The 26,571-nt window shown below is 67.9% G+C and carries 24 protein-coding genes; 7 read left to right on the forward strand and 17 right to left on the reverse strand.

Going from position 1 to position 26,571, the window contains the following annotated elements; all coding sequences use genetic code 11:
- Positions 1 to 44: 44 nt before the first annotated feature.
- Genes EBN03_RS06380 through EBN03_RS06415 form a run of 8 tightly spaced genes read right to left on the reverse strand, consistent with a single transcriptional unit; the run spans position 45 to position 8,649 of the window.
- Positions 45 to 1,214, reverse strand: a complete 1,170-nt coding sequence (locus tag EBN03_RS06380; protein WP_122186987.1) for an MlaD family protein — start codon at positions 1,212 to 1,214, stop codon at positions 45 to 47.
- Positions 1,211 to 2,338, reverse strand: coding sequence for an MCE family protein (locus EBN03_RS06385; protein WP_122186988.1), 1,128 nt, complete (start codon positions 2,336 to 2,338; stop codon positions 1,211 to 1,213). The genes EBN03_RS06380 and EBN03_RS06385 overlap by 4 nt, the downstream gene beginning before the upstream one ends.
- The gene (locus EBN03_RS06390) at positions 2,335 to 3,420 is read right to left on the reverse strand and encodes an MCE family protein (protein ID WP_122186989.1); all 1,086 of its coding nucleotides are present in this window, start codon (positions 3,418 to 3,420) and stop codon (positions 2,335 to 2,337) included. The genes EBN03_RS06385 and EBN03_RS06390 overlap by 4 nt, the downstream gene beginning before the upstream one ends.
- The gene (locus tag EBN03_RS06395; RefSeq protein WP_325052055.1) at positions 3,417 to 4,418 is read right to left on the reverse strand and encodes an MCE family protein; all 1,002 of its coding nucleotides are present in this window, start codon (positions 4,416 to 4,418) and stop codon (positions 3,417 to 3,419) included. The genes EBN03_RS06390 and EBN03_RS06395 overlap by 4 nt, the downstream gene beginning before the upstream one ends.
- Entirely contained in the window at positions 4,415 to 5,443 is a 1,029-nt protein-coding gene (locus EBN03_RS06400; protein ID WP_122186991.1) for an MCE family protein, read from the reverse strand. The genes EBN03_RS06395 and EBN03_RS06400 overlap by 4 nt, the downstream gene beginning before the upstream one ends.
- Positions 5,440 to 6,954, reverse strand: coding sequence for an MlaD family protein (locus EBN03_RS06405; RefSeq protein ID WP_122186992.1), 1,515 nt, complete (start codon positions 6,952 to 6,954; stop codon positions 5,440 to 5,442). Before EBN03_RS06405 ends, EBN03_RS06400 begins: the two co-directional genes overlap by 4 nt.
- 8 nt (positions 6,955 to 6,962) lie before the next feature.
- Positions 6,963 to 7,826 (reverse strand): ABC transporter permease, encoded by an 864-nt coding sequence (locus tag EBN03_RS06410; RefSeq protein ID WP_122186993.1) that lies wholly within the window; start codon positions 7,824 to 7,826, stop codon positions 6,963 to 6,965.
- Between the two features lie 4 nt (positions 7,827 to 7,830).
- On the reverse strand, positions 7,831 to 8,649 hold the full coding sequence (locus EBN03_RS06415; RefSeq protein WP_122187341.1) for an MlaE family ABC transporter permease: 819 nt from the start codon (positions 8,647 to 8,649) through the stop codon (positions 7,831 to 7,833).
- A 479-nt stretch (positions 8,650 to 9,128) separates the two neighbouring features.
- Between EBN03_RS06415 and EBN03_RS06420 the strand changes: the two genes are divergently transcribed.
- From EBN03_RS06420 to EBN03_RS06435, 4 genes are all read left to right on the forward strand, one after another.
- A complete protein-coding gene (locus EBN03_RS06420) occupies positions 9,129 to 9,800 on the forward strand; it encodes a S1 family peptidase (protein WP_407671088.1) in 672 nt (223 codons plus the stop codon).
- 210 nt (positions 9,801 to 10,010) lie between these two features.
- Positions 10,011 to 10,646 carry a DUF6764 family protein gene (locus EBN03_RS06425; RefSeq protein WP_122186995.1) on the forward strand — a complete coding sequence of 212 codons (636 nt, stop codon included), beginning with the start codon at positions 10,011 to 10,013 and terminating at the stop codon, positions 10,644 to 10,646.
- A gap of 38 nt (positions 10,647 to 10,684) precedes the next feature.
- On the forward strand, positions 10,685 to 12,076 hold the full coding sequence (locus tag EBN03_RS06430; RefSeq protein ID WP_122186996.1) for a cytochrome P450: 1,392 nt from the start codon (positions 10,685 to 10,687) through the stop codon (positions 12,074 to 12,076).
- 304 nt (positions 12,077 to 12,380) lie between these two features.
- The gene (locus EBN03_RS06435) at positions 12,381 to 13,322 is read left to right on the forward strand and encodes a L,D-transpeptidase (RefSeq protein ID WP_122186997.1); all 942 of its coding nucleotides are present in this window, start codon (positions 12,381 to 12,383) and stop codon (positions 13,320 to 13,322) included.
- A 199-nt stretch (positions 13,323 to 13,521) separates the two neighbouring features.
- Here the strand turns inward: EBN03_RS06435 and EBN03_RS06440 are convergent, their stop codons facing one another.
- The 3 genes from EBN03_RS06440 to EBN03_RS06450 form a co-directional block, all read right to left on the reverse strand.
- Positions 13,522 to 14,442 (reverse strand): hypothetical protein, encoded by a 921-nt coding sequence (locus tag EBN03_RS06440; protein WP_199742636.1) that lies wholly within the window; start codon positions 14,440 to 14,442, stop codon positions 13,522 to 13,524.
- Positions 14,443 to 14,629: 187 nt separating this feature from the next.
- The gene (locus tag EBN03_RS06445; protein ID WP_122186998.1) at positions 14,630 to 15,691 is read right to left on the reverse strand and encodes an alpha/beta hydrolase; all 1,062 of its coding nucleotides are present in this window, start codon (positions 15,689 to 15,691) and stop codon (positions 14,630 to 14,632) included.
- 322 nt (positions 15,692 to 16,013) lie between these two features.
- The gene (locus tag EBN03_RS06450) at positions 16,014 to 17,996 is read right to left on the reverse strand and encodes a M13 family metallopeptidase (protein WP_233608205.1); all 1,983 of its coding nucleotides are present in this window, start codon (positions 17,994 to 17,996) and stop codon (positions 16,014 to 16,016) included.
- 176 nt (positions 17,997 to 18,172) lie between these two features.
- Between EBN03_RS06450 and EBN03_RS06455 the strand changes: the two genes are divergently transcribed.
- Positions 18,173 to 18,652, forward strand: a complete 480-nt coding sequence (locus EBN03_RS06455; protein WP_122187000.1) for a hypothetical protein — start codon at positions 18,173 to 18,175, stop codon at positions 18,650 to 18,652.
- Between the two features lie 18 nt (positions 18,653 to 18,670).
- On the opposite strand, the gene EBN03_RS06460 is transcribed toward EBN03_RS06455, so the two are convergent.
- Positions 18,671 to 19,123: a DUF4190 domain-containing protein gene (locus EBN03_RS06460; RefSeq protein WP_122187001.1), complete on the reverse strand. Its 453-nt coding sequence runs from the start codon at positions 19,121 to 19,123 to the stop codon at positions 18,671 to 18,673.
- Positions 19,124 to 19,132: 9 nt separating this feature from the next.
- A complete protein-coding gene (locus EBN03_RS06465; RefSeq protein ID WP_122187002.1) occupies positions 19,133 to 19,912 on the reverse strand; it encodes a pirin family protein in 780 nt (259 codons plus the stop codon).
- A 240-nt stretch (positions 19,913 to 20,152) separates the two neighbouring features.
- Here EBN03_RS06465 and EBN03_RS06470 point away from each other — a divergent pair, with 240 nt between their 5' ends.
- Both EBN03_RS06470 and EBN03_RS06475 read left to right on the forward strand, forming a co-directional pair.
- Positions 20,153 to 20,623 (forward strand): NUDIX hydrolase, encoded by a 471-nt coding sequence (locus EBN03_RS06470; RefSeq protein ID WP_122187003.1) that lies wholly within the window; start codon positions 20,153 to 20,155, stop codon positions 20,621 to 20,623.
- A 164-nt stretch (positions 20,624 to 20,787) separates the two neighbouring features.
- Positions 20,788 to 22,416, forward strand: coding sequence for a DUF4185 domain-containing protein (locus EBN03_RS06475; protein ID WP_122187342.1), 1,629 nt, complete (start codon positions 20,788 to 20,790; stop codon positions 22,414 to 22,416).
- Here EBN03_RS06475 and EBN03_RS06480 read toward each other — a convergent pair.
- The 4 genes from EBN03_RS06480 to EBN03_RS06495 form a co-directional block, all read right to left on the reverse strand.
- Positions 22,413 to 23,534 (reverse strand): sulfate/molybdate ABC transporter ATP-binding protein, encoded by a 1,122-nt coding sequence (locus EBN03_RS06480; protein WP_122187004.1) that lies wholly within the window; start codon positions 23,532 to 23,534, stop codon positions 22,413 to 22,415. The two genes, EBN03_RS06475 and EBN03_RS06480, sit on opposite strands and share 4 nt — an antisense overlap.
- A 455-nt stretch (positions 23,535 to 23,989) precedes the next feature.
- The gene (locus EBN03_RS06485) at positions 23,990 to 24,793 is read right to left on the reverse strand and encodes an ABC transporter permease (protein ID WP_122187005.1); all 804 of its coding nucleotides are present in this window, start codon (positions 24,791 to 24,793) and stop codon (positions 23,990 to 23,992) included.
- A gap of 554 nt (positions 24,794 to 25,347) precedes the next feature.
- The gene (gene modA / locus EBN03_RS06490; protein ID WP_122187006.1) at positions 25,348 to 26,127 is read right to left on the reverse strand and encodes a molybdate ABC transporter substrate-binding protein; all 780 of its coding nucleotides are present in this window, start codon (positions 26,125 to 26,127) and stop codon (positions 25,348 to 25,350) included.
- Complete coding sequence (locus EBN03_RS06495; protein WP_122187007.1) at positions 26,124 to 26,525, reverse strand: TOBE domain-containing protein; 402 nt, start codon at positions 26,523 to 26,525, stop codon at positions 26,124 to 26,126. The genes modA and EBN03_RS06495 overlap by 4 nt, the downstream gene beginning before the upstream one ends.
- Between the last annotated feature and the right edge of the window lie 46 nt (positions 26,526 to 26,571).

Below are 26,571 nucleotides of genomic sequence, written 5' to 3' on the forward strand. Positions count from 1 at the left end.
GTCCCACGGGTTGCCCGAGGGACGCGGATCGTTTGCTGAGTATGTCACCGCACCGGCTGAGGTGTCCGGGCATTGGGGTCGGCGCCGGCCGGCATCTGCGCGCCGTTGTCCGGGATGTCGGGCCGTGGCGCGTTCGCCGAGCCGCGAACCTGCTGGTTCGGAGCCGGGTTCGTACAGTAGTTGTACTTGGGCAGCGTACCGTCCTGGACCACCTCGTTGCGGATCGGCACGTGGTCGTACTGGCAGAACGGGCGCGGCCAGATGTCCAGAATGGTGTAGAACTCGCCGTCGTGAGCGGGCACGCCCATCGCGTCCAGACCGAGGGCCAGCGACGGGAACAGCGCCTGCAGCGCCGGGCCCCGCAGCTCCGCCGCCTTGGTGATCGCCACGAAGTTGCTCGCGAGGCTGGTGATCGGGTCGGCGTTCTTGTCCAGCACCGCGCCGAGCTGACGGACCTGCGCGGGCGCCCGGTCCAGGACCTGACTCACCTCGTCGTTGGCCGCCTGCAGCTGGTTGAACAACGTCGACGAATTATTGGTCAGGGTCTGCAGATCCGGCTGCGCGTGACTGGTGGTGCCCGCGATCACCTGCAGGTTCTTGAGCAGATTGACGGTCTGGGGGAGCAGCCCGTCCAGGCCGGCGGTGACGGTGGACAGCGCGTTGATCATGTTGCGCAGCTGGTCCGGACCGCCGCTGAGCGCGGTGTCCAGCTCGGTCAGGATGGCGCTGAACCGTTCCGGATCCACCTGTGCGATCAGCGAACTGGCGTCGTCGAGCACCGCCCACACCGGGGTGGGAGTCGTGATCTTGTCCGGGTCGAACCGGATGACCTCGCCGTTGTGCAGGAACGGGCCCTTGTCGCTGTCCGGCCGGAAGTCGATGTACTGCTCACCGGCCGCGGACAGCGCGTTCACCGAGATCCGGGTGTCGCGCGGAATGTGGTAGTTCGAGTCGATCTGCGCCTCGGCGGCGATCGAACCACCCTGGTCGGCCAGCTTGATCGAGTTGATCTTGCCGATTCGCCAGCCGCGCAGGGTCACGTCGTTGCCCGGCTGCAGCCCGCCGGACCGGTCCAGGCTCACCGTGACCGTGTACGTGGACTTGAGCGGGTTGAGCCGCATGACGTCCACGGCCAGGTAGGACGCGCCGAGACCCAACACCAGCACCAGTGCGATGTTCGCCCAGAACAGCTTGTTACGCAGCAGCTTTCTCACTTCGGCGTACTCCCCAATCGGTACTGGATCACCTGCAGTACCTGCGTCAGGCTGCCGGCGAAGTCGGCCACGTCCCTGCCGTCCCAGATCTTGCCGTGCGCCGGGTCGGTGAGAATGCTGGCGTCGAGGCTGGTCACAGTCGCCGCGACCGCCAGCGAGTTACCGCGCAACGTCGCATCCACGCCCGGGCGGATGTCGTGCAGCGCGTCCATGGTCGGGCCGAGCGTGTCCTGCGTCTGGGCGAGCGCGCCCATCAGGGCGTGCACGCTGTCGAGCAGGTGACTCAGCTGCGGCGTGGTGGTGTCGGAGTAATCGCCGATCGCCTCGGTCGCGGTGGACACCTTGGTCAGCAGGTCACCGATGTTCTTGTTGTTCTCGGCGATGGCACCGATCATGTTCGGCAACGTGTCCGCCACCCGGCTGAGGTCGTCGTGGTGACTCTGCAACGTGTTGGCCAGCGTGTCGAAACCGTTGAACATGGCGTCGATCCGGTCACTGTCGGCGTGCAGGGTGCCCACCACGCTGGTCATCTGCTTGATCAGATCGGCCAGCTTGTCCGGCCGCCCGCCGACCACGCTGTCGAGTTCCCCGCTCAACTTGGCCAGCGAGGCCAGGCCGCCACCGTTGAACAGCATCGACACCGACAGCAGCAGCTCCTCGACGGTGGCACCCGCCGAGGTCTGCTGGATCGGCACGGTGTCACCGTTCTTCAGATTCTGTGTTCCCGCTTCGGCTTTCGGCATGGACACCGCGATGAACACGTCACCGAGCGGGGTCGCCTGACGCAGTTCGGCGGTGCTGTTCGCCGGCAACACGATGTCCTTGCGGATCTGCATGTCGACCAGGGCCTGGAAGTTCTTGGTCGAGATGTGGGTCACCACACCGACATCGGAACCACCGATCTTGACCTTGGCCTGGTCGGGCAGGTTCAGCGCGTTGGCGAACACCGCGTGCAGCGTGTACGTGTCGCCGCTGACGCCCGGCTTGGGCAGCGGCAGACTCTCCACGGTCAGACCGCAACCGGACGCCGCGAGCACGGTGCTGCCGGCCGCCAGGGCCACGACGGTCTTGCGCGCCCGGCTCCCCAGCCGGCCGATCCCGCTGTTCTGTTCGCGTTCGGTCATTTCTGCGTGATTCCCAACAGTGCGGCGGAAATACCCATGTCCGGTCCGAGGTCCTCCGGCTTGCCGGTACGGCAAGCGTCGGAGCGCATCTGGATCCGTTCACAGAACAGACTCATCTGGTCGGCCGTGACCCCCTCGAGCAGCAGCGTGTGCAGCCGGACGAGGTTGCGATTGCGGTCCATCGAGGAGTTCACGTTCTGCATGAGCAGCGGGGCGACGTCCGCGACCTCGGTGACGCCGGCGGCGTTCTGCCGCAACTGGTTCGTCACGTTGGTCAGGCCGGCCAGCGCCGAGGCGAGCGTGCTCGACTTGTCGCCCAGCGCGGTCGAGGTGTTGACCAGGAACGCGTTGAGCTGGTCGAGCGTGGCCTGCAGGCCGGGGGCCTGTTCGGCGAGCAGGCCGGTCATCTGGGTGACCTGCTGGCTGAATCCGCGCACCGAGGCGTCGTTGTCGGCGAGCATCGAGGTGAGCTCGTTGAGCTTCACGATGATGGTGGACAGCGCGTCCTTGTTGTCCACGCCGAGTTTCAGCGCGCCGGAGAGGGCGTTGAGGGTGTCGCGGATCTTGTCGCCCTGGCCGTTGACCATCGAGTAGAGCAGCGTGCCCGACAGCGGGCCCTGCTGCTGGCCCGGGTCCGGCTTCAGCGCCGCGGCGAACTGGTCGATGGTCTTGATCATGGTGTCGAGTTCGACCGGCGTGCGGGTCTGCTCGACCGTCAGGTGCGACTTGTCGGCCAGCGTGGCACCACCGGTGTACACCGGGCTGAGCTCGATATGCCGGTCGGTGACGATGGACGGCGAGATGAGCGCCGCGACAACGTTCTTCGGCAACTTGATGTCACCGTCGACCGTCATGTGCACCTCGACGTACTGCCCCTTGGGGATGATCTTGTCGACGTGCCCGACCTCCACGCCCAGCACGGTGATCGGGTTGCCCTCGAACATGCCGGCGATGTTGCGGAAATCCGCGGTGTAGTGGTGGTCGTTGTTCAGCGGTCCCGGCAGCGAGCAGCTGCCGAGGGTGAGCGCGCAGGCGCTCACCAGCGCGACCTTGGCCAGCGTGGCCCGGACGGATTTCCTCATCCCTGGCACCCCTCGATGACTCGGGCCAAGCACAGCCAGTTGTCCGGGAACAGGCTCCACGGCATACCGACCTCACCGTAGGGACCGTTGCCGAACACATTGTTGAACTGCCGCACCGACGGCGGCATGATCTGCAGCAGCTTGTCCAGGTTGTCCTTGTTCTTCTGCAGACCCTCGGACATGGTGTTGAGCTGGTCGATGGTGGACGACAGCTGGTCGTTGTTGTCCGCGCCGATCGACTGCAGCTGCTTGGTCAGCGCCGCGATGTTGTCCAGCAGCGTGCGCAGCAACTGCTGCCGCTGCATGACCGCGCCGGCCACCGCCTGGCCCTGAGTGATCACCAGCAGCACACTGTTGCGGTTGTCGCCCAGGATCGTGGTGACCTTGTCCAGGTTCTTGAGCAGCCCGTCGACCTGGTCCTTGCGATCGTTGATCGTCTTGGCCAGGGCGCCGACGCTGTCGAGGGCCTGCGCGGTCAGTTCCGACGAGCCGTCGATCTGGTCGCCCAGCGCCTTGAACGCCTCGTTCAGCTTCTGGGTGTCGAGTGCCTGGAACTTCGGGGTGCCGTTCTGGATCACGTCCGACAGGTCGTAGGGCACGGCCGTGTGGTCGAGCTTGATCCGGTTGTCCTTCAGGCCCGAACCGGTACCCGGGTCGAGACTGACGTAGCGGGCACCGAGCAGGGTCGCCATCTTGATGGCGGCGTGCGCGTCCGAGCCCAGCTTCGTCGACGACGTGACCTGCATGGTCACCAGAACGTGGTCGCCCTCGAGCTTGACGCTGGAGACGTTGCCGATCGGCACACCGGAGACGGAAACCTTGTCACCGCTGCGGATTCCCGCGGACTGCGGGAACTCGGCCACGATGTCCTGCTTACCGATACCGAGCGACTTGTACACGGTCGAGGACAGCAGCAAACCGACCACGACAAGGGCGCCGATGACACCCAGCCAGAAGTTCCTGTTCGACCGGAAGATTGTTTTCAGCTTGGTCATCATGGACGGCACACCGCCGAGTGCGAGTTTCCGCCGACCTGGGACACCAGGCCGCGCGGGAGGAGGACTCCGTAGAGAGAGATGTCGAGACTGCACACGTACGCGTTGGCGTACGCGCCGTCCTGGGTGAAGCGGCCGAGGTCGGCCAGGACCGACGGCAGGTCGACCGCGGCGTTGTCGAGCTTGTCGCCGTTGGCGAGCAGCACGTTGAACGCGGCAGTGGAGGAGTTCTGTGCCGCCTGCAGTCCGGGCTTGATCTGGTCCAGCATCCCCACCAGCGAGGTGGTGTTGGTGGCCAGCGTCGAGACCGAGTTCTCCAGCGACTGTCCCTGCTCGTAGAGGCCGCCGATCAGGGCGCGGGTCTGGGTGACCAGGGTCTCCAGCTCGTCGCCGCGGTTGGCCAGCCCGGCCATCACGCCGCCGAGGTTGGTGATGATGTCGCTCAGGATCGCGTCGCGGCGCTGGAAGTCCGACGCCAGGGCCGCGGCCCGGGTGATGAAGGAGCTCAACGAGACTCCGTCACCCTGCATCGCGAGGATGAAGGTCTGCGACAGGTCGTTGACCTGGTCCGGCGACAGCGACTCGAACAGCGGCTGGAAACCGTTGAGCAGCCCCGAGATGTCGAACGACGGCTCGGTGCGGTCCAGCGGGATGTCACCGTGGTCCCGCAGTGCGGTGTGGTCGCCCTTGGTGCCGGTCTGCAGCGCGACGTAGCGCTGGCCGATCAGGTTCTGGTACCGGACCAGCGCCTTGGTGTCGCCGAACAGCGTCTGGTCGCGCTGCACGACGAAGGTGACCTTCGCCTGGTGCTTGCTGTCGAGCGAGATGTCGGACACCTTGCCGACGCGCACACCGGCGATCCGGACGTCGTCGCCCGGGTGCAGGCCGAGCACATCGCTGAAAGTCGCTGTGTAGGTGTTGGTTTCACCTTTCACGCTGCGCGCCAACGTGTTCCAGACGACGACCGTCACCAGGATCGACACCAGCGCGAAGATGGAGAAGCCGATCAGGGGTTTGCGGATACTCATCGGCCTGCACCACTATCGGTGACTTGCAACGTTCCACCCCTCAGGATCGAGCTCAGCAACAGGTATTCGGCTGTATTCGGACGACGGCCGAGGAAGGCCAGAACCGCGGCGTCACCGCTGTAGATGCCCGGGGCGGCCGCGGCGATATCGCCGGCGGGCGCGACGACCGGCCCGGCCGCGGGCGCGTCACCCGGGGTCGCCGGGTTCGGGTTGCCGGCCGGAGCCGGCGTCGGCGCGGGAGCCGGTCCGTTCAGCCACGGGAAGAGTCCGGCCAGCGGGCTGCCCGCGAGCGGGTTGGCCGGCGCACCGGGCGCGGCCGGTTCGGCCGGCGCCTGGCCGAAACCGTCGGGCAGTCCCGCCATCGGCAGCGCCGGCGGCAGACCCTGCGCCGCGGCGAGCGCGTGCGGCCGCAGCGAATCCGGCAGCACACCCGGGTCGGCGACGGACGGCGCGGTGGCACAGCTCGGCGCGGCCAGGTTGCCGTAGTGCGGGCAGTCGGCGTTGGTGTAGGGCAGCCACGGGGTCAGCGTGGCGCCGGCGTTCCAGATCATCTGGCGCTGCGGACCCCAGTGGAAGGTCGTGTTGAGCTTGCGCAGCGAGTTGTTCATGTTGGCGATGGTCGCCGGGATGGCGGCCGGGTCGGCGGTGAGGTTGCCGAACATGTCGCCCAGGCCGACGGTGAGCACCTTGCCGGTGTCGTTGTTGCGGGCGAACAGGTCGTTGACCCGGTCGGTCGTGTCCATCGCGCCGGTGAGTAGCGCCACCAGCTCCTGCCGCTTGTCCGACACCGTCTGCGCGGTCTTGATCGACGACTTCAGGGTGTCCATCAGGTCAGGCGCCGACTGGTTGAGCGCGCGGAAGGACGAGGCGAAGTCGCTGAAGGTCTGGTCGGCGTCGGGCACCGCGGCCCGGACCTGGGTCAGCCACTCGTCGAGCCGGTCGAGCGTCGAGCCCGGCATGCGGCCGTTGCCGTCGAGGGCGTAGGACAGCGTACCCAGCACCCGGCCGAGCTGGATCGGGTCCAGCTTGTCGAAGATCTTGCGGATCGTAGTGAGGGTGTCCTGCAGGGCGATGGTGCCCTTGCTCTTGTCCTCTTCGATCTGCGAACCGGCGTGCAGGTATTGGTCGCTGGGACCGTTGTAGACCAGTTCGACCGAGGTGACGGCGAACAGGTTGCTCGGCACCACGCGCGCGGTGACGTTGGCGGGCACCCCGCCGACGTACTGCGGCTTCATCTCGATGTGTACCTGCTGGATCTCGCCCTTGGCGGCGACGGTCACATCGTGCACCGCGCCGACGAGCACGCCGCGGAACTTCACGTCCGCGTTCGAGGGCAGGCCGTCACCGGTGGTGGTGAGGTTGGCGGTGACGTCCACCTTCGGGTGCAGGATGTAGCCCTTGTAGCGGGCGAACAGCAGGCCCAGGATCAGCGCGCACACGGTCAGGCCGCAGACGCCGGCGACATAGAGCTGCCGCATGGTCGGGCCCCGACCACTCGGATCGATGATCACGTCTCCCCCTAGCCCGAGATCCGGATACCGGGGTCGACGCCCCAGATCGCCAAGGTCATGAACAGGTCGGCGAAGACGACCGCGATGATGCACAGCTTGATCGCGCGGCCGGCCGCCACACCCACACCCTCGGGACCACCGGAGGCGAAGAAGCCGTAGTAGCACTGGATGAAGGTCGTGATCGCCACGAACAGAATGGCTTTCAGCAACGACCAGAGCACGTCGTGCGGAATCAGGAACTGATAGAAGTAGTGCTGGAAGGTACCGCTGGCGGTACCGCCGTACAGGGCCACGGTCACCTTGCAGGCGATGTAGGCGAACGGCAGCGCCAGGCAGTACAGCGGCACGATGGCGATCATCGCCGCGATCATCCGGGTGGAGACCAGGTACGGCAGCGGCCGGATGGCCACCGACTCGAGCGCGTCGATCTCCTCGGCGATCCGCATCGAGCCCAGCTGCGCGGTGAACCGGCAGCCGGCCTGGGCGGCGAACGCGACGGTGGCGAGCATCGGACCCAGCTCACGTGTGGTGGCGAAGGCCGAGATGGCGCCGGTGATCGGGCTGAGCCCCAACAGGTTCAGCGAGGTGTAGCCCTGGATACCGACGGTCATACCGCCGAAGGCGGTCAGGATCAGGATGACGCCGATGGTGCCACCACCGACGATCAGGTTCCCGTTACCCCACGTGACGTCGGAGAGCAGACGCCACACTTCCTTCGGATACTGCTTGAACGCCAACGGCATCGAACCGATGGAGCGCAGGAAGAAGAAGACCTGGTGCCCCGCGCGGGCGAGCATGTCGCGGGGTGCGTCGGCGGCCTTCTTGATCCGGTCGAGTGGCCGCAGCAGCGGCGGAACATATCTTGTGGACACCGGCTCAAACCATCTGTGGGGGGAACAAGGTGCTGTAGACCTGGGTCAGGATGACGTTGACGCCGAACAACATCACGGCGGAGAGCACGACCGCGGTGTTGACCGAGTTGGCGACACCGCCGGGGCCGCCGCGGGTGTTGAGGCCGCTGTCGCAGGCGATGATCGCGGCGAGCAGACCGAAGATCAACGACTTCAGCAGGGCCACGAAGAGATCGGTGGTGACGGCGAAGGAAGCGAAGGTTCCGATATAGGAACCGGGGGTGCCGTTCTGCGCGAAGATGTTGAAGATGTAACCGGTCAGGAAGCCGACGAAAACCACGAAGCCGCAGAGCAGCACCGACACCAGCATGGCGGCGCCGAGGCGGGGGGCGACCAGCCGGCGCATCGGGTCGACGCCCATGACCTTCATGGCGTCGATCTCCTCGCGGATGGTGCGGGAGCCGAGGTCGGCGCAGATGGCCGAACCGACGGCACCGGCGATCATCAGCGAGGTGACCAGCGGCGCGCCCTGCTGAATGATGCCGAGGCCGTTGGCCGCACCGATGAACGAGGTCGCACCGACCTGCCCGGCAACGGATCCGACCTGGATCGAGACGATGACACCGATCGGAATGGCGACCAAAAGCGTTGGCGCGGCTGCGACATTGGCCATGAATGAACATTGCCGAATGAATTCACCATAGGGAAAGCGCCGGCGCACGATTGCGACGAACAGTTCGGTGATGGCCGCGACACCCATGGTCATCTGACGACCCATGGTCTCCAGCGACTTCTTCGGGTGATCCTGCCAGTACGCCGCCATCCAACCGAGTACGGCGCTCATTCGCGTCTTCGCCGGCGGACTGTTCGTGAACTGCACTGACTACCCCTCTCGCGCCGGATTGCGACAACCCCGACGTCTGTTCGCTTGACGCACCCTACTACGGAGTAGCGCTGAACCACAGTGCAAAGTGTGGTTGTCGTCATAGATCTCGGTCACAAGACATAGATGTTTGTGAGCTAACACTTTGGGGCAGCGGATATCCGCCTGACCTGGACATTTGACCAAACGAGGCCGCAACGGAACCCGCAAACCGCCCCTAACAGGCGCGACGCATACTCATGTTTCCACTCGCCGCGAGTTGCACACCCGACCGATACGCGTGTGTCACGGCGAATTCTTCATGCCGATAATGCCACCCGGTAGTAATCGAATCGGACACGGTGCGGCCCGGGGTACGCGGTTTCGCGGCCCCGGGCTGACAGGATGTAGGCAGTCAAGCTGGACACCGTGCGTTCGCAGACCACTGGAGGGACATGCTCATGACACAACTGGCCCACGCGGCCCGGGCCGCCGGTGGTGCGATCCTGTTGTCCGCCGCGCTCCTGGGTACCGGAACGGCAACCGCGCACGCGGACGGCGGATCCGCGGTGATGGGCGGCGGCTCCGGCATCATCATCGACAACCTGTACGAATGCACCCTCACCACAATCGGATACGACGGTGCGGGGCGGTTGGTGGGCCTGACCGCCGGTCACTGCGGTGACCCGGGGTCCACGGTCTGGGCCGAGCAGGCCCGCGGCGTGGGGCCGATCGGCAAGTTCGTCCACTCCGACCACGACCTCGACTACGCGGTGATCCAGTTCGATCCCAACCGCGTCACCCCGGTCAACCGGATCGGCAACACGACGATCACCAACGTCGGCCAGGCCGCGTCGTTCCCGCAGGTCGCCTGCAAGGAGGGCCGGACCACCGGCAACACCTGCGGCATCGTCTACGGCGACCTGTTCGGCGACCAGAGCATCTGGACCCAGATGTGTGTGGTCGAGGGCGATTCCGGCGCGCCGGTGGTCGTCGGCAACACCCTGGTCGGAATGGTGAACGCCTACCTGCTCGTGGCCTGCGCCGGACCGGAGGTCGGTACCAATATGGGCATCATCATGGGCGACATCAACGGACGCGGCGACGTGGGCGCCGGGTTCGCGCCCGTCTAGCGATCCGGCTCACACCCGGCTACCGACGCCCGCCGTACACCGGTGGGCGTCGGTGCCATTCGGCAATGTTTCAGCAAATAATCCGAACCGATACATTTTCGCCTGCAGGGCACAAGAATTCATTCCCGGTTCCCACATTTCGGCCCGGCCAAACGGGATGTTCGCGGAATTCCAGTTACTGTTTGGAAAACCGGCGAACGAGGAGGCACCGTGCGGCGAGACCATTTCGGCCCGCGAATCGGTGCGCTCGCCGTCCTGGCCGGCTCGGCCTGGATCCTGCTGGTCACCGCCACCGCCCCGAGCGCGGCCGCGGCATCCACCCTGACCTGCGCCTCCGAGGCCGGACAGGATCTGACCCTGATCAGCGGTTCGGCCGGGTGCCGGGCGGCCGTCGACGACAGCGGGCACGCGCGAGCGCTCAGCTACGACGGCATCGGCTACGCCCGGGCCGGGTCCGGCGGCAGCGCGGTCGGTGTCGGCACCGGCGGCGGGATCGGCGCCAGCCACGGCAGCTCCGGCCTGGCCCTCGCCTTCGCCCTCGGCCCGGACGCGTACGCCTTCACCGATCGAGGCACCGACACCGGCGGCGGCACCACCGTGAGCGTGGCCTTCGCCGGCTCGCGCGCCCAGGAGGTGCCGGCCGGTCACCGGGCGGTCTGCCTGGGCACCGCCGCCGTGGTCTGGGACTTCGCCACCGGGTACGGCTGCCTGGCCACACCGCTGGGCCTGTGGTGCCCGGCGCCCACCTCGGAGCTCGGAACCGGCGCCGTCCCGGACACCACCCCGGCGGATTTCTGGGCCACCACCGAACCGCGGGCGGCCGACTCCGGCACCGTCGCGCCCTAGGCGGCGAACCGGAACCCGTTCCGGCACGTATCACTGGTATGCAGCCCGAATCGCCGCGCGCCTCCGACTCCGGCCATCCGCGACCGCGTGCTCCCCGGGCGGTACTGCTGCACGCGTTGTGGGCGGGAATCGACTTCGAGAGTTATTTCCGGCATCGCCGGGCGCACGACGGTGACCCATTCCTGGTGCGATTTCCCGGCTTCGGCGGGGCACTGTTCACCGGAACAGCATCCGGTACAAAAGAATTGTTCCGGGCGCCGGTCGAATTGCTCCGGCCCCCCGAACCGAATCCGATCGAGCCGCTCGTCGGATCGGCATCGCTCATTCTCGCCCGGGACGCGGTCCATCGCCGCGATCGGCGACTGCTGGCACCGGCCTTTCATCGCAGTCGAATTACACTGTACGGACACACCGTTCACGAATCCACGGTCGCGGAACTGACCGGCGCCGGAGCCGGTCCGGCGTGGACGCCCGGCGCCCGGATCGACGTACGCGCGGCGGCCCGGGCGATCACGCTGCGGGTGATCCTGCGGGCCGTGTTCGGGATCGACGATCCGGGTCGCCGGGCGGTCTACACCGCCGCCGTGGTCGAATTCCTCTCCGCCTTCGGCGGACCGCTCATGCTGGTTCCGCTGTTGCGGCACAGCGTGTTCGGCCACGGCCCGTGGGCACGGTTCGCGGCCGCGCGCGACCGGCTGGACGAGCTGCTCACCGCCGACCTGCAGCGGCGGCGGAGCGAGACCGCGGGCGCGGGCGCCGACATCATGGGACTGTTGCTGGCGGCCCGCTACACCGACGGCGGCGGCTGCACCGACGCCGAACTGCTCGATCAGCTGCGCACCCTGCTGGTCGCGGGTCACGAGACCACCGCCACCAGCCTGGTCTGGGCGCTGTACCACCTGCACCGCACACCCGCGGCGCTGCGGCGGCTGCGTGCCGAACTCGCGGCGGTAGGCCCCGATCCGGATCCCGAGGATCTGGCGCGGCTGCCGTACCTGGACGCGGTGTGCCACGAGACGCTGCGCCTGCACCCGCCGGTCCCGATCGTGCTGCGCCGGCTCACCGGACCGTTCACGCTGCTGGGCGTCGACCTGGCGGCCGGCGACACCATGGGGGTCGCGCTCCCGCTGCTGCACTCCGATCCCGAAACCTGGTCCGACCCGTACACGTTCACGCCCGAGCGGTTCCTGGACCGCGGTTACGGGCCGTTCGAGTTCGCCCCCTACGGTGGCGGTCACCGGCGCTGTGTGGGCTCCACCCTGGCCGAGTACGAACTGCGAATCGCGTTGGCGACCATCGTGTCTCGGGTGGAGCTGGCGCTGACCCCGCGCTACGCGGGGGGTCGGCAGCCACGTGCGGTGCCGCACAACATCGCGACCGGACCGCATGCGGGCATCACGGTCGACGTAGTGAGAGCCGTTGCGCCATAACGTGATTTGCCTCACATGACGGTGTACACCGAATGACCGCTGAAGCCGCCTGCGCACCTGCGCAATCGGCGATGCGGCACGCGGAGCGGGGCTTTCACCACAGCGGTAACACAAACCTCGGGCAGAGTGTGGTTCACCACACATTCGCTGTGCCGAGTTCATAACTGCCGGAAGGGGATTGGCGTACCGCCGCCGCCCCGGTAGTAATGAAACCCGTAGCGGCCACGATAGTGATCATGAACGCGTAGCCGCCCTTCCGCGCTCTGCGTTTGCATGTGATCGAGATGAGAGGACGAGTACGGCTGTGCGCAGCACCCCCTCCCGCCCGGGAGCCAAGAACTCGCCGAACCGTCGTACCGGGGTCCTGACCCTGGCAGCGGCCACACTGGCTGTCACCGCGGGTACCATCACCGCCAATTCCGCTGTGGCCAACCCGCTCTGGCCCGGTGGGCCGGACCTACCGTCGGGCTCGTCGTCCGGGGCCGCGGCCGCCGTCCCGCAGCCGGCGGAAGGTGCCGCGCCGATGGCCAACCCGCCGGCCCTGCCGGCGGCCAATTTCGCGGCGCCCAACATCAGCCCCGGCGACGGCGACGTCGTCGGTGTGGCCGAGCCGATCATCATCAACTTCAAGGAACCGGTCGCCGACCACGCCACCGCCGAGGCGGCCATCCGGATCACCTCGTCGAACCCGGTCGAAGGCCACTTCTACTGGGAGGGCGACAAGCAGGTCCGCTGGCGGCCCGAGCAGTTCTGGCCGGCGCAGACCGCCATCACCGTCGAGGCCGGCGGCACCACGGTGGCCTACTCGGTCGGCGACGAGGTGATCGCCACCGCCGACGACGCCACCCACATGATCACCGTCACCCGCAACGGTGAGGTGATCAAGACGATGCCCACCTCGATGGGCAAGCCCGGGCACGAAACCCCCAACGGCACGTACTACGTCGGGGAGAAGAACCGGAAGATGATCATGGACTCGTCGACCTACGGTGTCCCGGTCGACGACCCGCAGGGCTACAAGCTCGAGGTCGAGTACGCGACCCGCCTGTCCTGGAACGGCATCTTCGTGCACGCCGCACCGTGGTCGCTGGCCCAGCAGGGTGTGTCCGACGCCAGCCACGGCTGCCTCAACGTGAGCACCGAGGACGCGCAGTGGTTCATGGAGAACAGCCAGAAGGGCGACCCGGTCGTCGTGGTGAACTCCATCGGCACCTTCACCGGTGACGGAATGAGCGACTGGAACTGAGCTCGGCTGCGGCGCTGGGAATGCGCCGCTGATCGCGGTCCGAAGTCGGGGGCCCGGGTGTAATGCCCGGGCCCCCTTCGTATTCCGGTCGGGTGGATGTCGCCGATGGTTGGGGGGGCGTACCGGAATCGCGTCGAACCGGCAGCGGGACGATCCGACTGCCGGTTCCGGCCGTGTGAGTTGTTGCGCTACAAGGTGATCAGTGGACCCCGAGCGCGCCGAGCAGACCCGCCAGGATGTCACCCGCGCTGCTGCCCGCGCCGCCACCGGTGGTGGTGGTCGTGGTCGGCGGCGCGGTGGTGGTGGTCGGCGGAACGGTCGAGCTGGTCGGCGGGACCGTGGTGGTCGTCGGAGGGACCGTAGTGGTCGTGGTCGGGGGGACCGTGGTCGTGGTGGTGGGCGGCGCCGTGGTGGTCGTGGTGGGCACGCTCGCCGGGCCCACAACGATCGGTGTGGCCGAGCTCGCGGTGTCCCGGACGCCGTAGGTGGCGGTCAGGCTCGCGGTCCCGCTGGGGCACAGGAAGCTTCCGCTCACCGAGGTCGGGACCTGCCCGTTGGTGACCGAGATCTTCGACGGGTTGCTCGCGGAATCCGTTCCGTTGGTCCAGGTTCCGGCCAGCGACACGGGACCGGACGGGGCAGCGGTGACGGTGCAGCTGGCCAGACCGGAGGTCTTCACGACCACGCCGTTCTGCGGAACGGTCAGGGTGCCGCCGATCGGGCTGCCGTACTGGCCGGTGATGGTCCAGTTGCCGCTCGCGGTGACCGAGTCGATGGTGGCCAGCGAGGTCGAGCAGTTGGACAGTGTGGGCGCGCCGATCGAGACCGAGATCGGGCCCGAGGCCGACGAATTCGCCGGCGCGGCGGGGAGGGTACCGGCGGCCGCGGACGCGGTGCAGGTGATGGTGAACGAACCCAGCTGGATGTTCACGTTGCCGATGTTCTGTGCGCTGAACGGCGCACCGGCCGGACCGACCGAGGTACCGGTGCCGACCGGGGCGGCGGAGGCGGGGATCACCGCGAAGGTGGCGGCGGCCGCGGCGGCGCAGCCGGCGGTGGCCGCGAGGGTTCGAGTGAGACTGTAGGACGTACGCATCATCGCGCCTTTCGAAACGAACATGTCGAACCTGGCAGTCGACGACGCCAGCGTAGGCATCCGTGACCGGGGCCACACCGGTTTTGAAAAATAAATGTTTCACTCAGGCACAGACAAATCCCCGTCCCACCGACACGAACGAAAAACCCCGGCCCGCACCATGATCGGTGCGGGCCGGGGCTCGATTCGAGAGACTCGGCGAGTCCGCGGACTACTGGTCGATGCCCATACCGGCGGCCAGCTGCGGCCACGAGGCGTCGAACGAGTCCTGCCAGTAACCCCACGAGTGGGTACCGGTGACCGGCAGGTCGAAGGTGGCCGGGATACCCAGCTGAGCCAGCTTGTTCTGCAGGTTGTGCGTGCAGTAGCTGGTGGCCGCCTCGATGATGCCGCCGACGATGATCTGGTTGGCCAGACCCGCCGAGGTCGGGTTCATCATGGTCGGGTCGCCGAGCGCGTCGTGCGGACCCGGCAGGCCGGAACCGCTCGAGATGAACAGGTTGGTGCCGCGCAGCTTCTCCGCGTTGACGACCGGGTCGTGGGCGATCCAGTCCGGGTCACCGTCGGGACCCCACATGTTCGAGACCTTGCCGCCACCGTAGGCCTCGGTCACCATCTTGACGAACTGCTTGCCCGTCGGGTCCGAGGTCTGCGCGCACCCGCTGTAACCGGCGACCGCGCTGTAGAAGCCGGGACGCATCTCGGCCAGGTTCAGCACCGAAGTCGCGGTCATCGAGTTGGCCGCGATGGCCTGCACGCCGTTGGTGCCCAGCGCCGCGTTCACCAGCGGGGGCAGCTCGTCGAGCAGGAAGGTCTCCCACTTGTTGCGGCCCAGGGTCGGGTCGTCCTGCTGCCAGTCGGTGTAGTACGCCCAGCGCCCACCGAGCGGCATGACGATGTTGGCGTTCTTCTGGGCCAGCATGTCGTAGATATTGGTGTTGTGCTGCCAGGTGGCGATGTCCTCGCCACCACCGGCGCCGTTGAGCAGGTACAGCACCGGGCGCGGCACCGACGCGTCGGCCGGGCGCTGCACGTTCACGGTGATGTTCTTGTCCATGGCGGCCGAGTAGACCGACAGCACGATGCTCTGACCGTTGATGGTGCCGGAAACGATCTTCGAACCGTCGTCCGACACCGGGCTCGCCAGCAGCGCGTTGCTCGCGATGATCGGGTCGGAACCGGCGTCCGCGGCGGCGGTTCCGAGACCGGCTGTAGTGGCTACACACGCCGAGACCATGCCGGCAACTGCCAACGACGTCACACGACGCTTCATCTTGTTACGCAATTCCTGAATCCCAACTTCTCCACATGCTGCGCAAGCTAGCTTCGACTTTCGCATCGCCGAAGCGCACCGGATCGTTACCGAAACGAATCCGCGCGACCCTCGGGCAGCCTACCGTGCATTCCGGTCATTGGGGAGTTAATGCCCTCCCACCGGCGGGATCGCCCCGGCGGCCACGTCCGCCGGTCCGTACGGCACGGCACTCGTGCGTCGCTGCCCGATCCGGCCGCACACCGGGCGGAAGTCGGACACACGCCGGGCCGGCCGCGGCGACGACGATCGCGCTCCGGCCGGCCCGGTCGGGTATGCGGGGCTACCAGATTCGGACGCGTTCCCCCTCGGGCAGATACAACGCGTCGTCCGGGCGGACATCGAATGCCTCGTAGAAGCTGTCGATATTGCTGACCACACCGTTGCACCGGAATTCCGGCGGCGAGTGCGGGTCGACGGCCAAGCGGCGGATCGCCTCCTCCTTGCGCGCCTTGGTGCGCCACACCTGCGCCCAGCCGAAGAACACCCGTTGCAGGCCGGTCAGGCCGTCCAGCACCGGCGCTTCCTTGCCCTCCAGCGCGATCCGGTACGCGACCAGGGCGATCGACAGCCCGCCCAGGTCACCGATGTTCTCGCCGATCGTGAACTCGCCGTTGACCGTGTGATCGTCGGACAGATCCTTGGGGGAGAAGCGGTTGTACTGCTCGATCAACGCCGCGGTGCGCTTGCCGAACTCGGCCCGGTCGGCGTCGGTCCACCAGTCGGTGAGGTTGCCCGCACCGTCGTACTTGGAACCCTGGTCGTCGAAGCCGTGCCCGATCTCGTGCCCGATCACGGCGCCGATTCCGCCGTAGTTGGCGGCGTCGTCGGCGTTCATGTCGAAGAACGGCGGCTGCAGGATCGCGGCCGGGAAGACGATCTCGTTCATGCCCGGGTTGTAGTAGGCGTTGACCGTCTGCGGGGTCATGAACCATTCGGCGCGGTCCACCGGGCCGCCCAGCTTGGCCAGGTCGCGGTCGTGTTCGGCGGCGTAGCCGCGCCGGTAGTTGCCGACCGGGTCGGCGGGATCGATCACGACGGCGGCGTAGTCGCGCCACTTGTCCGGGTAGCCGATCTTCGGGGTGAAGGTCTCCAGCTTGGCCAGCGCGGCCCGGCGGGTATCCGGGCCCATCCATTCCAGGTCGGTGATATTGCGCCGGTACGCCTCGATCAGATTGGCCACCAGCTCCTGCATCCGCGCCTTGGCCTGCGGCGGGAAGTGCTGGGCCACATACAGTTTGCCGACCGCCTCGCCGAGCAGGTCCTGCACCAGGCTCACGCCGCGCTTCCAGCGTTCCCGGTTCTCCTGGGCGCCGGTGAGGGTGCGGCCGTTGAAGTCGAAGTTCTCCTCCACCAGCGCCGCGTTCAGCAGCGAGGCGCGCGAACGCAGTACGCGCCAGCTCGCCCAGGCCTGCCAGGACTCCAGCGGTTCCGCGGCCCACAGCTCGGCGAAGGTGCGCACGAAATCAGGCTGGCGAACGACGAATTCGGCCAGGATCGCCGAACCGTCCGCCGGCACACCGGCGGCCAGCGCGGTACTCCAGGCGGCCCAATCGAATCCGGGATGGTCGGCGATCAGCGCGGCGAAAGTGCTCGGGTTGTAGCTCAGTTCGGCGTCGCGGCGCCGCACCACATCCCAGTGCCCGGCCGCGATCTTGCGCTCCAATTCGAACACCGTAGCCGGGTCGAAATCGAGACCGGCGAGCGCGAACATACGACCCATATGCGCCACGTACGCAGATCGGATATCGGCGTATTCGTCCTCGCGATAATAGGACTCGTCCGGCAGCCCGATCCCGGACTGGGTGAGGTTCACCAGGTATCGCTGCGAATTCTTGTCGTCGGTGTCGACGTACAGCGCGACCGCGCCGCCCACCCCGGTGCGCTGCAATTCGCCCAGCAGCGCGGCGAACGCCGACCGGTCGCGCACCCCCGCGACCGCCGCCAGTTCGTCCGCGATCGGTGCCAGACCGGCCGCCTCGATCGCGTCGGCGTCCATGAAACTGCGATACAGGTCACCGATCTTGCGCTCGTCGCTACCGGACTCGGCCGCGGACTCGGCGGCCGCCAGGATGATCTCCTTGACATCCAGTTCGGCCTGGTCGTAGAGAGTCCGGAACGCCCCGTCGACCGCCCGGTCGGCGGGTATCTCGTAGCCGGCCAGCCACGCGCCGTTGACGTGCGCGAAAAGGTCGTCCTGCACTCGGACGGCGGAATCGCGGTAGGTCAGGTCGATACCGGAGGGCACAGTCGCATCGGAAGTCACGTCGCAAGTATGCCGACGCGAACCGGGTCCGCGCAGGATCCGCAGCTCGGGCACCGCGGACTCGGGTACCCACCAGCCGCGTTCCTTGCTGGCGGCCGACAGTTCGAGATACCTTCTCACCAGCGATTGCGGGACCCAGGTACACCCAGACAGGGACACCGAGACGAGGTTCATCGATGAGCACGCTCGACCCGCGGCCCGTGTCGTTCGCGGCCACCCAGGAGGCCGTGGCCCGGTGCCGGCGCTACCGCATGGAGAACGGCCTGTACGGCGTCGTCGAGTCCCCGCCGGCCCGCATCGTGCTCGAAGCCGGGCCGGTCGGCGCGGTCACCATGCCGGTGCCCCTGGGCAAGCGGGTGCGCGCATTGCTGCTCGACCACGCCCGGCCCTCCCCGATCATCGGTCACCTGCGCTCCGGGCGCTGGACCTTCCTCACCGGGCCGGTCGGCGCGGTCGTCGCCGACGAGCCGCTGCTCGCCGACCTGCTGCACCAGGGCGTGGACCTGGCGTTGCCCGGCGCTCGCGTAGTGCTGCCGTCACCGGCCGACGAGAGCACCGGCTACCGCGTCTGGATCGAACCGCCGCACGGCTGCGACCGGCCCGACCTCACCGCGATCCTGGCCGCGACCCGCGCCTGCCGGGCCGCACACCGCTGAACCCACTGGGGTAACCGTTCAGGCGGAGTGGTGCTTGACGCCCAGCCGGTCCTGGAAGTTGTCCACACACTGCTGCACGGCCGTGTTGTTGTTGCCGGCGCGGTTCACGCAGTCGAAGTAGTCCTGCATCCCGTGGCTCCACAGGTACCAGCCCATGACCAGCGATCCGATCAGGGCGATGGCACCGAGTACCAGACCGGCCAGGGCCATACCGCGGCCACCGGCCCGGCCCGACCGGGCCTGCAGCACCGCGATCAACCCGAAGATCACCGCCAGCACACCGAGGATCACGCCACCGAACATGGTGCAGAACGTCACGACCGCGAGGATGCCCAGCACCAGCGAGGTGATGGCCAGACCGCGCCCACCGCCCTGCTGCGGCTGCGGACCAGGCGGATAGTTCCCCGGCGGCGGGGGATAGTCACCGGGCGGGGGCGGGGGGTAGCCGCCCGGCGGCGGATACTGCGACATGGATGAATGTTATTGCGCGCCGAGGCGCGCGTGCATCTCCCACACCAGGATCTCCGCCGGACCGGACGCGCTGATCCGCTGGCCACCGGTCCGGGTCAGGCGCACCGAATCGCCCGCGTACAGCGGCCCGACACCCTCCATATCGACCTCACCGCGCGCGACGAACAGATGCAGGTACGGCGCGTCGGGCAGCCGGACCGGCGGTGTCTGCGCGTCCATCCGGGCCACATGCAAGGCCGCGTGACTGGAATTGATCGCGATCGCGGTGCTGTCCTGATAGCGCGGCAAGCCGGAGGCAACGGTCACCAGACCGCCGCCGGCCAAGTCGGCGTCCACCTCGAGCTGCTGATAACCGGGAGTCAGGCCCGAATCGTCGGGAACCACCCACATCTGTACGAAATGCACCGGATCGGAATGCTGTTCCGCCGGGCCGCCGGACAGGCGCCAGGCGTCGTTCTTCTCCGAGTGCAGAATGCCGGTGCCGGCGCTCATACGCTGCGCCAATCCGGGATAGATGACGCCGCTGTGGCCGAGTGAATCCTGATGTACCAGCGATCCGCCGAGCACCCAGGTCACGATCTCCATATCCCGATGCGGGTGGGTTTCGAATCCCTGCCCGGGGGACACAATGTCCTCGTTATTGACCAGCAACAATCCGTGATGAGTGTTATCCGGGTCATAGTGCTCGCCGAAGGAGAAGGAGTGCTTCGAATCCAGCCACGACACGCGAGTTTTCATGCGGTCGCCGGCTCGATGGACGTCGATGTGTGGTGTCGTGAGTGTGGACACCCTGGTCCTCCTCTCGGGCCGAGCGCCGATCACCATTTCAGCGTAGTTGGCGCATTCCGCGCCCAACCTGAATTTCTCGTAAATTCTAACCCGTCGCCGCCGCGGCTCGACGACGGTCCGGACAACACTCTGGCAAATACGCGGCACATGGCACGTACCGGTTCGACGGCACCCCCGAGAGGACAACCGCGACCGACCGTATCATGATGAGCTGCAACATAAACCGGAGGAGATCCGCGTATGCGACCCGAGGTTCTGGCGGACATCGAGCGCACCCTGCGACAGCAGGCACACAGTGTCGGCATCGTCGACTTCGTCGTCGGTGTCGCGGTTTTCCGAGCCGGAAAACTACTGGTAGTGCGGCGTGTCGCGGACGACTGGAACGGCGGCCTGTACGAACTCCCCGGCGGCGGCGTCGAACCGGGTGAGTCGTTCGCCGCGTGCGTCGCCCGCGAACTACGCGAGGAAACCGGATTGCGGCTGACCCGCATCACCGACATCGTCGGCGGCTTCGACTACGCCACCCGGACCAAGGCGCGGGTCCGCAAATACAGTTTCCTCGCCGAGACCGAACCCGGCGAAATCGTCCTGGCACCCGGCGAACACGACGAATACCGCTGGATCGACGCCGGCGCACTCGAAGCACTGCCGATGGCCGCCGATATGCGCGAAACTGTGCGTGCCCTCGTCGGCACCCATCCGACGCACTGACCGCCGATTCGCGCGGCCGGTGAAACGCCGGTGCCGTTGCGGTCGAGACGCTGTGCGCTCGGCTACATTCGACGATGGTGTGTCGTCGCCGCGACGAACCGGGCGTGTTCCGATCCGACGAGGAGTAGGACAGGACTGTGCTGCGAACGGCCTCAGGGTTTCGGCTGCGAAAAGCGTCCACACCCGGTGTTTTCGGGCTGGTCGTCGCCTGCGCGCTGCATCCGGCGCCCGCCGCCGCCGCGCCCGCGCCCTGGGCGCCCCCACCGGTCAACGCCTGCGGCGAAACCGGATTCGACCCCCGCGCCCGGCTGCCCGAACCCGGCTCACCACCCCCACCGCTGCTGCCGCCGCACATCGACATCCAGATCCCGGTCCCGCAGCTGGTCCCGGTACCGATCCCCGGCCCGGCACCGGACAACGAACGCATCGACCCCGGACCGCTGCCCACCGATCCGTGCCGGAACCCGTGTCCCGAACCGGGTAGCGATCCCGACAACCAGGCCACCACCACCGACCCCGAACTCGGCAGCGACGAGACACCACTGCCCAGCTACGGACCCGACGCACCCGCCGACCCCGGCCCGCCCCCCGACCCGCTGCACGGGCTGCTCACCTCGCTGAGCGGCGGTGGCAGCAACGGCAACTCGGTGCTGAACATCCCCTCGATCAGCTTCAGCCCGGACATCGAACCCATCCCGATCCCGGTTCCGGGCGGCGTCGCGCCGCCGCCGCAACCCGCGCCGGAACCGGTAGTGCACCCGGCCGAACCCGGACCGGCCGTGGCGCCGCTGCCCGCCCCGCAACTCGACTCGGTGCACCTGGTGAACCAGGTGACCGGGCCCGGCTCGATCAACCGCACCGACGTCCGGTGGCAGGTGAACGCCACCGATCTCGGCATCATGTGGCAGACCAAGCCCGGCGAGATCGCGACCGTCTTCGGCGACACCTTCGGCAAAGGCTGGCAGGTGAACACCGTCGGCGGGCCCGACGAGGACTGGCGCAGCAATGTGCTCGGCTACAGCACCCAGACCGATCTGTCCAAGGGCCTGACCATCGAGCGGATGGTGCAGGACAGCAAGTGTCACGCCGCCGAACTGCTCGACAGCCGCAAACTGAAGAACTTCGAGACCACGGTCATCCCGACCTCCGGATTCGCGCTCGGCAACCGGCAGTACCTCAGCTACATGTCGATCAACAAGTGGAGCCGGATCCCCGGCATGTGGTGGACCAACCGGGGCGGCCTCGCCTACTCCGACGACGACGGCCAGACCTGGGTCAAGTCGCAGCACGCGGTGTGGGACAACATGTTCGGGCTCGACCGCTTCCAGGTCGCCGCGATGGTCCCGCACGGCGCCTACGTGTACATGTTCGGCACGCCCAACGGCCGGGTCGGCAATATCGGGCTGGCGCGCGTCCCCACCGCCGAGGTACTGAACAAGACCGCGTACCAGTACTGGGTCAACGGGACCTGGGCGCCCACGGCGGAGAACTCGGCCTCACCGATCCTGCCCGGCATCGCCGGCGAACTGTCGGTCCGCTACGACGAATCCAGCGGGCACTGGCAGATGGTCTATCTCGACCCGGCCGCCCACTCGATCGTGCTGCGGATCGCCGACGAACCACAGGGCAACTGGTCCGACGAGGTGCCGCTGGTCGACACCAACGACTATCCGAAGTCCTACGGCGGGTTCATCCACCCGTGGTCGACCGGGAACGACATCTACTTCACCATCTCGGCCTGGGACACCTACAACGTGTACTTTATGCGCGCCACGTTCGCGGGCGATCCCTAGGTCAGCGAATAGACCTGTACCTCGGTCGCTTTCACCACGAACCAGACCTCGGCGCCGACCGCGAGGCCCAGTTCGGCCACGGCGGCGGGAGTGAGATCGGCGACCAGACCGGTCGCGGTGCCGTGCGCGGGCGCCGCCTGGACCCGGATCACGCCACCGCGGTCGGTCAATTCGGCGATTCGGACGCGGAAGACGTTGCGCGGACTGCCTTCCGGGACCGCGCGGTGCACGGCGACCGCAGCGGGCGAGAACACTGCTGCCGCAGCACTTCCCGGTGCCGGTAGCTCCGCGTAGCGGCCGACGACGGTGACGTCGCCCGCACGCAGACCGGCCGTACCCGGACCGGTCGTCACCGCGGGGCCGAGCAGCAGGTTGACCCCGGCGATCCGCGCCGCGAAGGCACTGCGCGGGCGCGACAGCACCTGCGCCACCGTGCCTTGTTCCGCGATCCGACCCGACTCCAGCACGACCACGCGGTCGGCGAGTGTCAGCGCGTCGACGATGTCGTGCGTGACGAGCACAGCGGTGCGACCATGGTCGCGGCGCTGCGGATCGCGTAAGACCCCGCGCAGCAGCGACCGGATCGCCGGCGCCGCAGCCACATCCAGCGCGGCCAGCGGCTCGTCGAACAGCAGCAACCGCGGTTCCACAGCCAGTGCACGGGCCAGCGCGACCCGCTGCGCCTGCCCGCCCGACAACTGCCCCGGCCGCCGCCACGCCCACGGCGCCGCATCCACCGCGGCCAGCCATCGCCGTACCTGCGCGTTCGCCGCCCGCGCCCGCATCCCCCGGCTGCGCGGCCCGAAGGCGACATTGGCCGCGACGCTCAGATGCGGGAACAACAACGGATCCTGCGCCAGCAACGCGACATCGCGCCGATGCGGCGGGACCGCGATCCCCGCACGCGTATCGGTCAGCGTGCGCCCACCCGAGCGCACCACCGCCGCGTCCGGTGCCACCAACCCCGCCACCACATCCAGCAGGGTCGACTTTCCGGCGCCGTTCGGGCCGAGCACCGCCAGCACCTCCCCGGCGCCGATCCCCAGGCTCACGTCTAGACCGCGACTGTCGACCTTGACCGAAAGCTCAAGGCCCGCAGCGGTTTCCGGTGCACTCATCGCGTATCGCCCTGCACCCGCACGAGCACGGCAGGTCGGTGTTCTCGACCCGGATGCGGTAGTCCTCGGCGCCGTCGGGCTCGTCCTCGCCCAGCTGCTGCTCGAACGCCACTACCACGGTCGGCGGCGATGCTCGGCACAGCGAAATCGGCCGACCCACGGTGCGCGCCCCGGTACCGCTTAGGGCAAGCGACATTCGATCCTCTTCGTGCGTTACTCATCGCGTATCGCCTTTGCACCCGCACGAGCACTGATCTACGAACGCCACTACCACGATCGACGGCGACGCCCGGCGCACCGAAATCGGCCCGCCCACGCTGCACGCCCCGGCACCGGTTCGGGCAAGCGACATTCGACCACTTGGCGCGTCAGCCACGGCGGGGACGAACGGCACGGCCCGCAACGTCGACGTGATGCCGACCGCATCGGTTCCGCTGCGCACGTGGGACTTCCGCTCACACACGGTGAACCCCCTTGCGCCGGTAGGCGAACAGCACGATGACCACCGCTACCGCGATCAATACGAGCGACAGTGCCTCGGCCGCAGCCGGATCGGTCTCGCGTTGCAGGTAGATCTCCAACGGCAGCGTCCGGGTGCGGCCGCGGAGGCTACCGGCGAAAGTGAGCGTGGCGCCGAATTCGCCCAGTGCGCGAGCACCGGCCAGTACCGCGCCCGAGATCAGCGCGGGCCGCAGCAGCGGCAGGGTGACCCGCAACCACACCGTGGTCGGACCGGCGCCCAGAGTGGCGGCGACGCGCTCGTATCGGTCGCCCGCCGTGCGCAGTGCCGCCTCGAGGGTCAGCACCAGGAAGGGGAGCGCGACGAACGCCTGCGCGAGCACCACAGCCGTTGTGCTGAAAGCGATCTCGATACCCAGAGCTTCCAGCTTCCGGCCCAGCAGCCCGTAACGGCCGAACAGCGCCAGCAACGCCAGCCCGCTGACCACCGGCGGTAAGACCAAGGGCAGCAAGACCAGTGCCCGCACGAAGACCAGCGCCCGATGCCGCCCCCGCGCCAGCACCACCGCCAGCGGCACACCCAGCACCACACACAACGCGGTGGCGCAGGCCGAAGTACGGATACTCAATTCCAGTGCGTCCCGCGCGGATCCGGAGGTGACCAACTCCAGGAAGTGCGCCCAGTCGATCGACTCGGTCAACGCCACCAGCGGCCCGGCGACGAACAGCACCCCGAGCACCGCCGGCACCACCAGCCAACGCGGCACCCCGATCCCCGGCGCCCGGCCCAACCGTCGCATGGCACGGATCAAGGAAGCCGTTGCGCCCGAACGAGACTCGCGACCAGCACCGTCATCCGCGCGCCGGTCCTCCCGGGCCGCACAGCCATCGACAGCTACGGCCGTCATTGCCAGGCGGCGGTCGGAACCGCGCAGTCTCCCCGAACCACGTAGTGCCACAAGCTCATCGGCACGTCCAGATGCTGCATCCGCCCCGGAGTCTCCTACGGATCCGGCGGCACCTCCCGGATCCCGCACGCCACCGAGAGTGTCGGCGGGCACACCGATCACGCTCCACGGCCGCCCTACTTCGGACCGACCGCATTCACCTGAGTCCCGCAGGGCCGCAGTGTTATCGACGGGGGCGAAACCCGGCCGAGCCTCGTCGGCCGATTCATCGAGTCCGCTCGGAGCCCGAGCGGCTTCCTGAACGTCGGCGGCCGTTGTGCCGGTGGCCGATCGGTTGTCGGCCTCCTCATCCGAGGGGGCGGGCACAGCGCCTGGAGGTGGCTCAGCGGACCCGCCGACGGCACCCGGATCCCGCAGGGTCCCAGGCTCGTCGACGGGATCGTGCGTCACGGTGCGCCGAATCCCGCCTGGCTCAACGCCTGTCGGCCTCGGGGGCCGTCGACCAGGTCCTCGAAGGCCTGAGCGAGGTCCGCGTGCTTCGAATCAGCCACGGGGGCAATCGGATAGGTATTCACGGTGCCGGCGGACTCGGGGAAGGAGACCTGGGTGACCTTGGGTCCGGCGCCGGCCGCGTCGGTGACGTAGACCAGGCCGGCGTCGGCCTCGCCGGAGGTGACCTTGCCCAGAACGTCGGTGACCGAGGATTCCTCGCTGACCGGGGAGATCGTCACGTGGGCGGTCCCGGTGACCTTCTTGGTCGCGGAACCGCACGGCACCTGGGGCGCGCACACCACCAGCCGCAGGCCCGGCTGGGCCAGATCGGCCAGCGTCGCAACATGTTTCGGGTTTCCCGGGGGAGTGACGATGGTGAGGACGTTGGTGGCGAAGGTCTGCGGCTGCGCGGTGATGCGGCCGGTCGCGGTGACCTTGTCCATGTTCGCCCGGTCCGCGGCGGCGAACACGTCCGCGGGCGCACCCTGATTCAACTGCGCGGCGAGATCGGCGGAGCCGGCGAACGAGAAGGCGACCTTCGTACCCGGATGCGTCGACTCGAACTGCTTGCCCAGGTCGGTGAAGACCTTCGTCAGCGACGCCGCCGCGAAGACCGTCAGCGTCGTGCTGGGAGCGGCTGCGGTGCCGGAATCAGTTGTACCGGAAGAACATCCGGCAAGCACTCCGGCCAGCAGGCCGGCCGACAGCAGCGCCGCGACCGGCCGCGCCGTCACTCGACGTCGATCGACTCCACCACGACGGTCGTCGCCTTCATCGCGGCCGCCACCACACTGCCGGGTTCGAGCCCCAGCGTGCGCACCGACTCGCTGCTCATCAACGACACGATCACGAAAGGTCCGCACTGCATCTCCACCTGGGCCATGACCCCGTCCACCACCACACGGGTGACCAGACCGGGCAACCGATTCCTCGCCGAACTCGCGCTGCCCAGCCGGGCCCGCGGCGGCCGCGCCGCCGCCACCGCGACCTCCGCCACCTGGGCGCCGTCGACGACCAACCGGCCCGACTCGTCCTTGTGCGCGGTCAGCACATCGGTGTCGATCCAGCGGCGCACGGTGTCGTCGCTGACTCCGAGCAATTCGGCAGCGGTTCGGATCCGGAGGGCAGGCACCCGGCAAGGATATCCGCAGATACGGACACAAGCGACAGATACCTCC

The organism is Nocardia stercoris (assembly GCF_003696265.1).
Lineage (GTDB): Bacteria > Actinomycetota > Actinomycetes > Mycobacteriales > Mycobacteriaceae > Nocardia > Nocardia stercoris.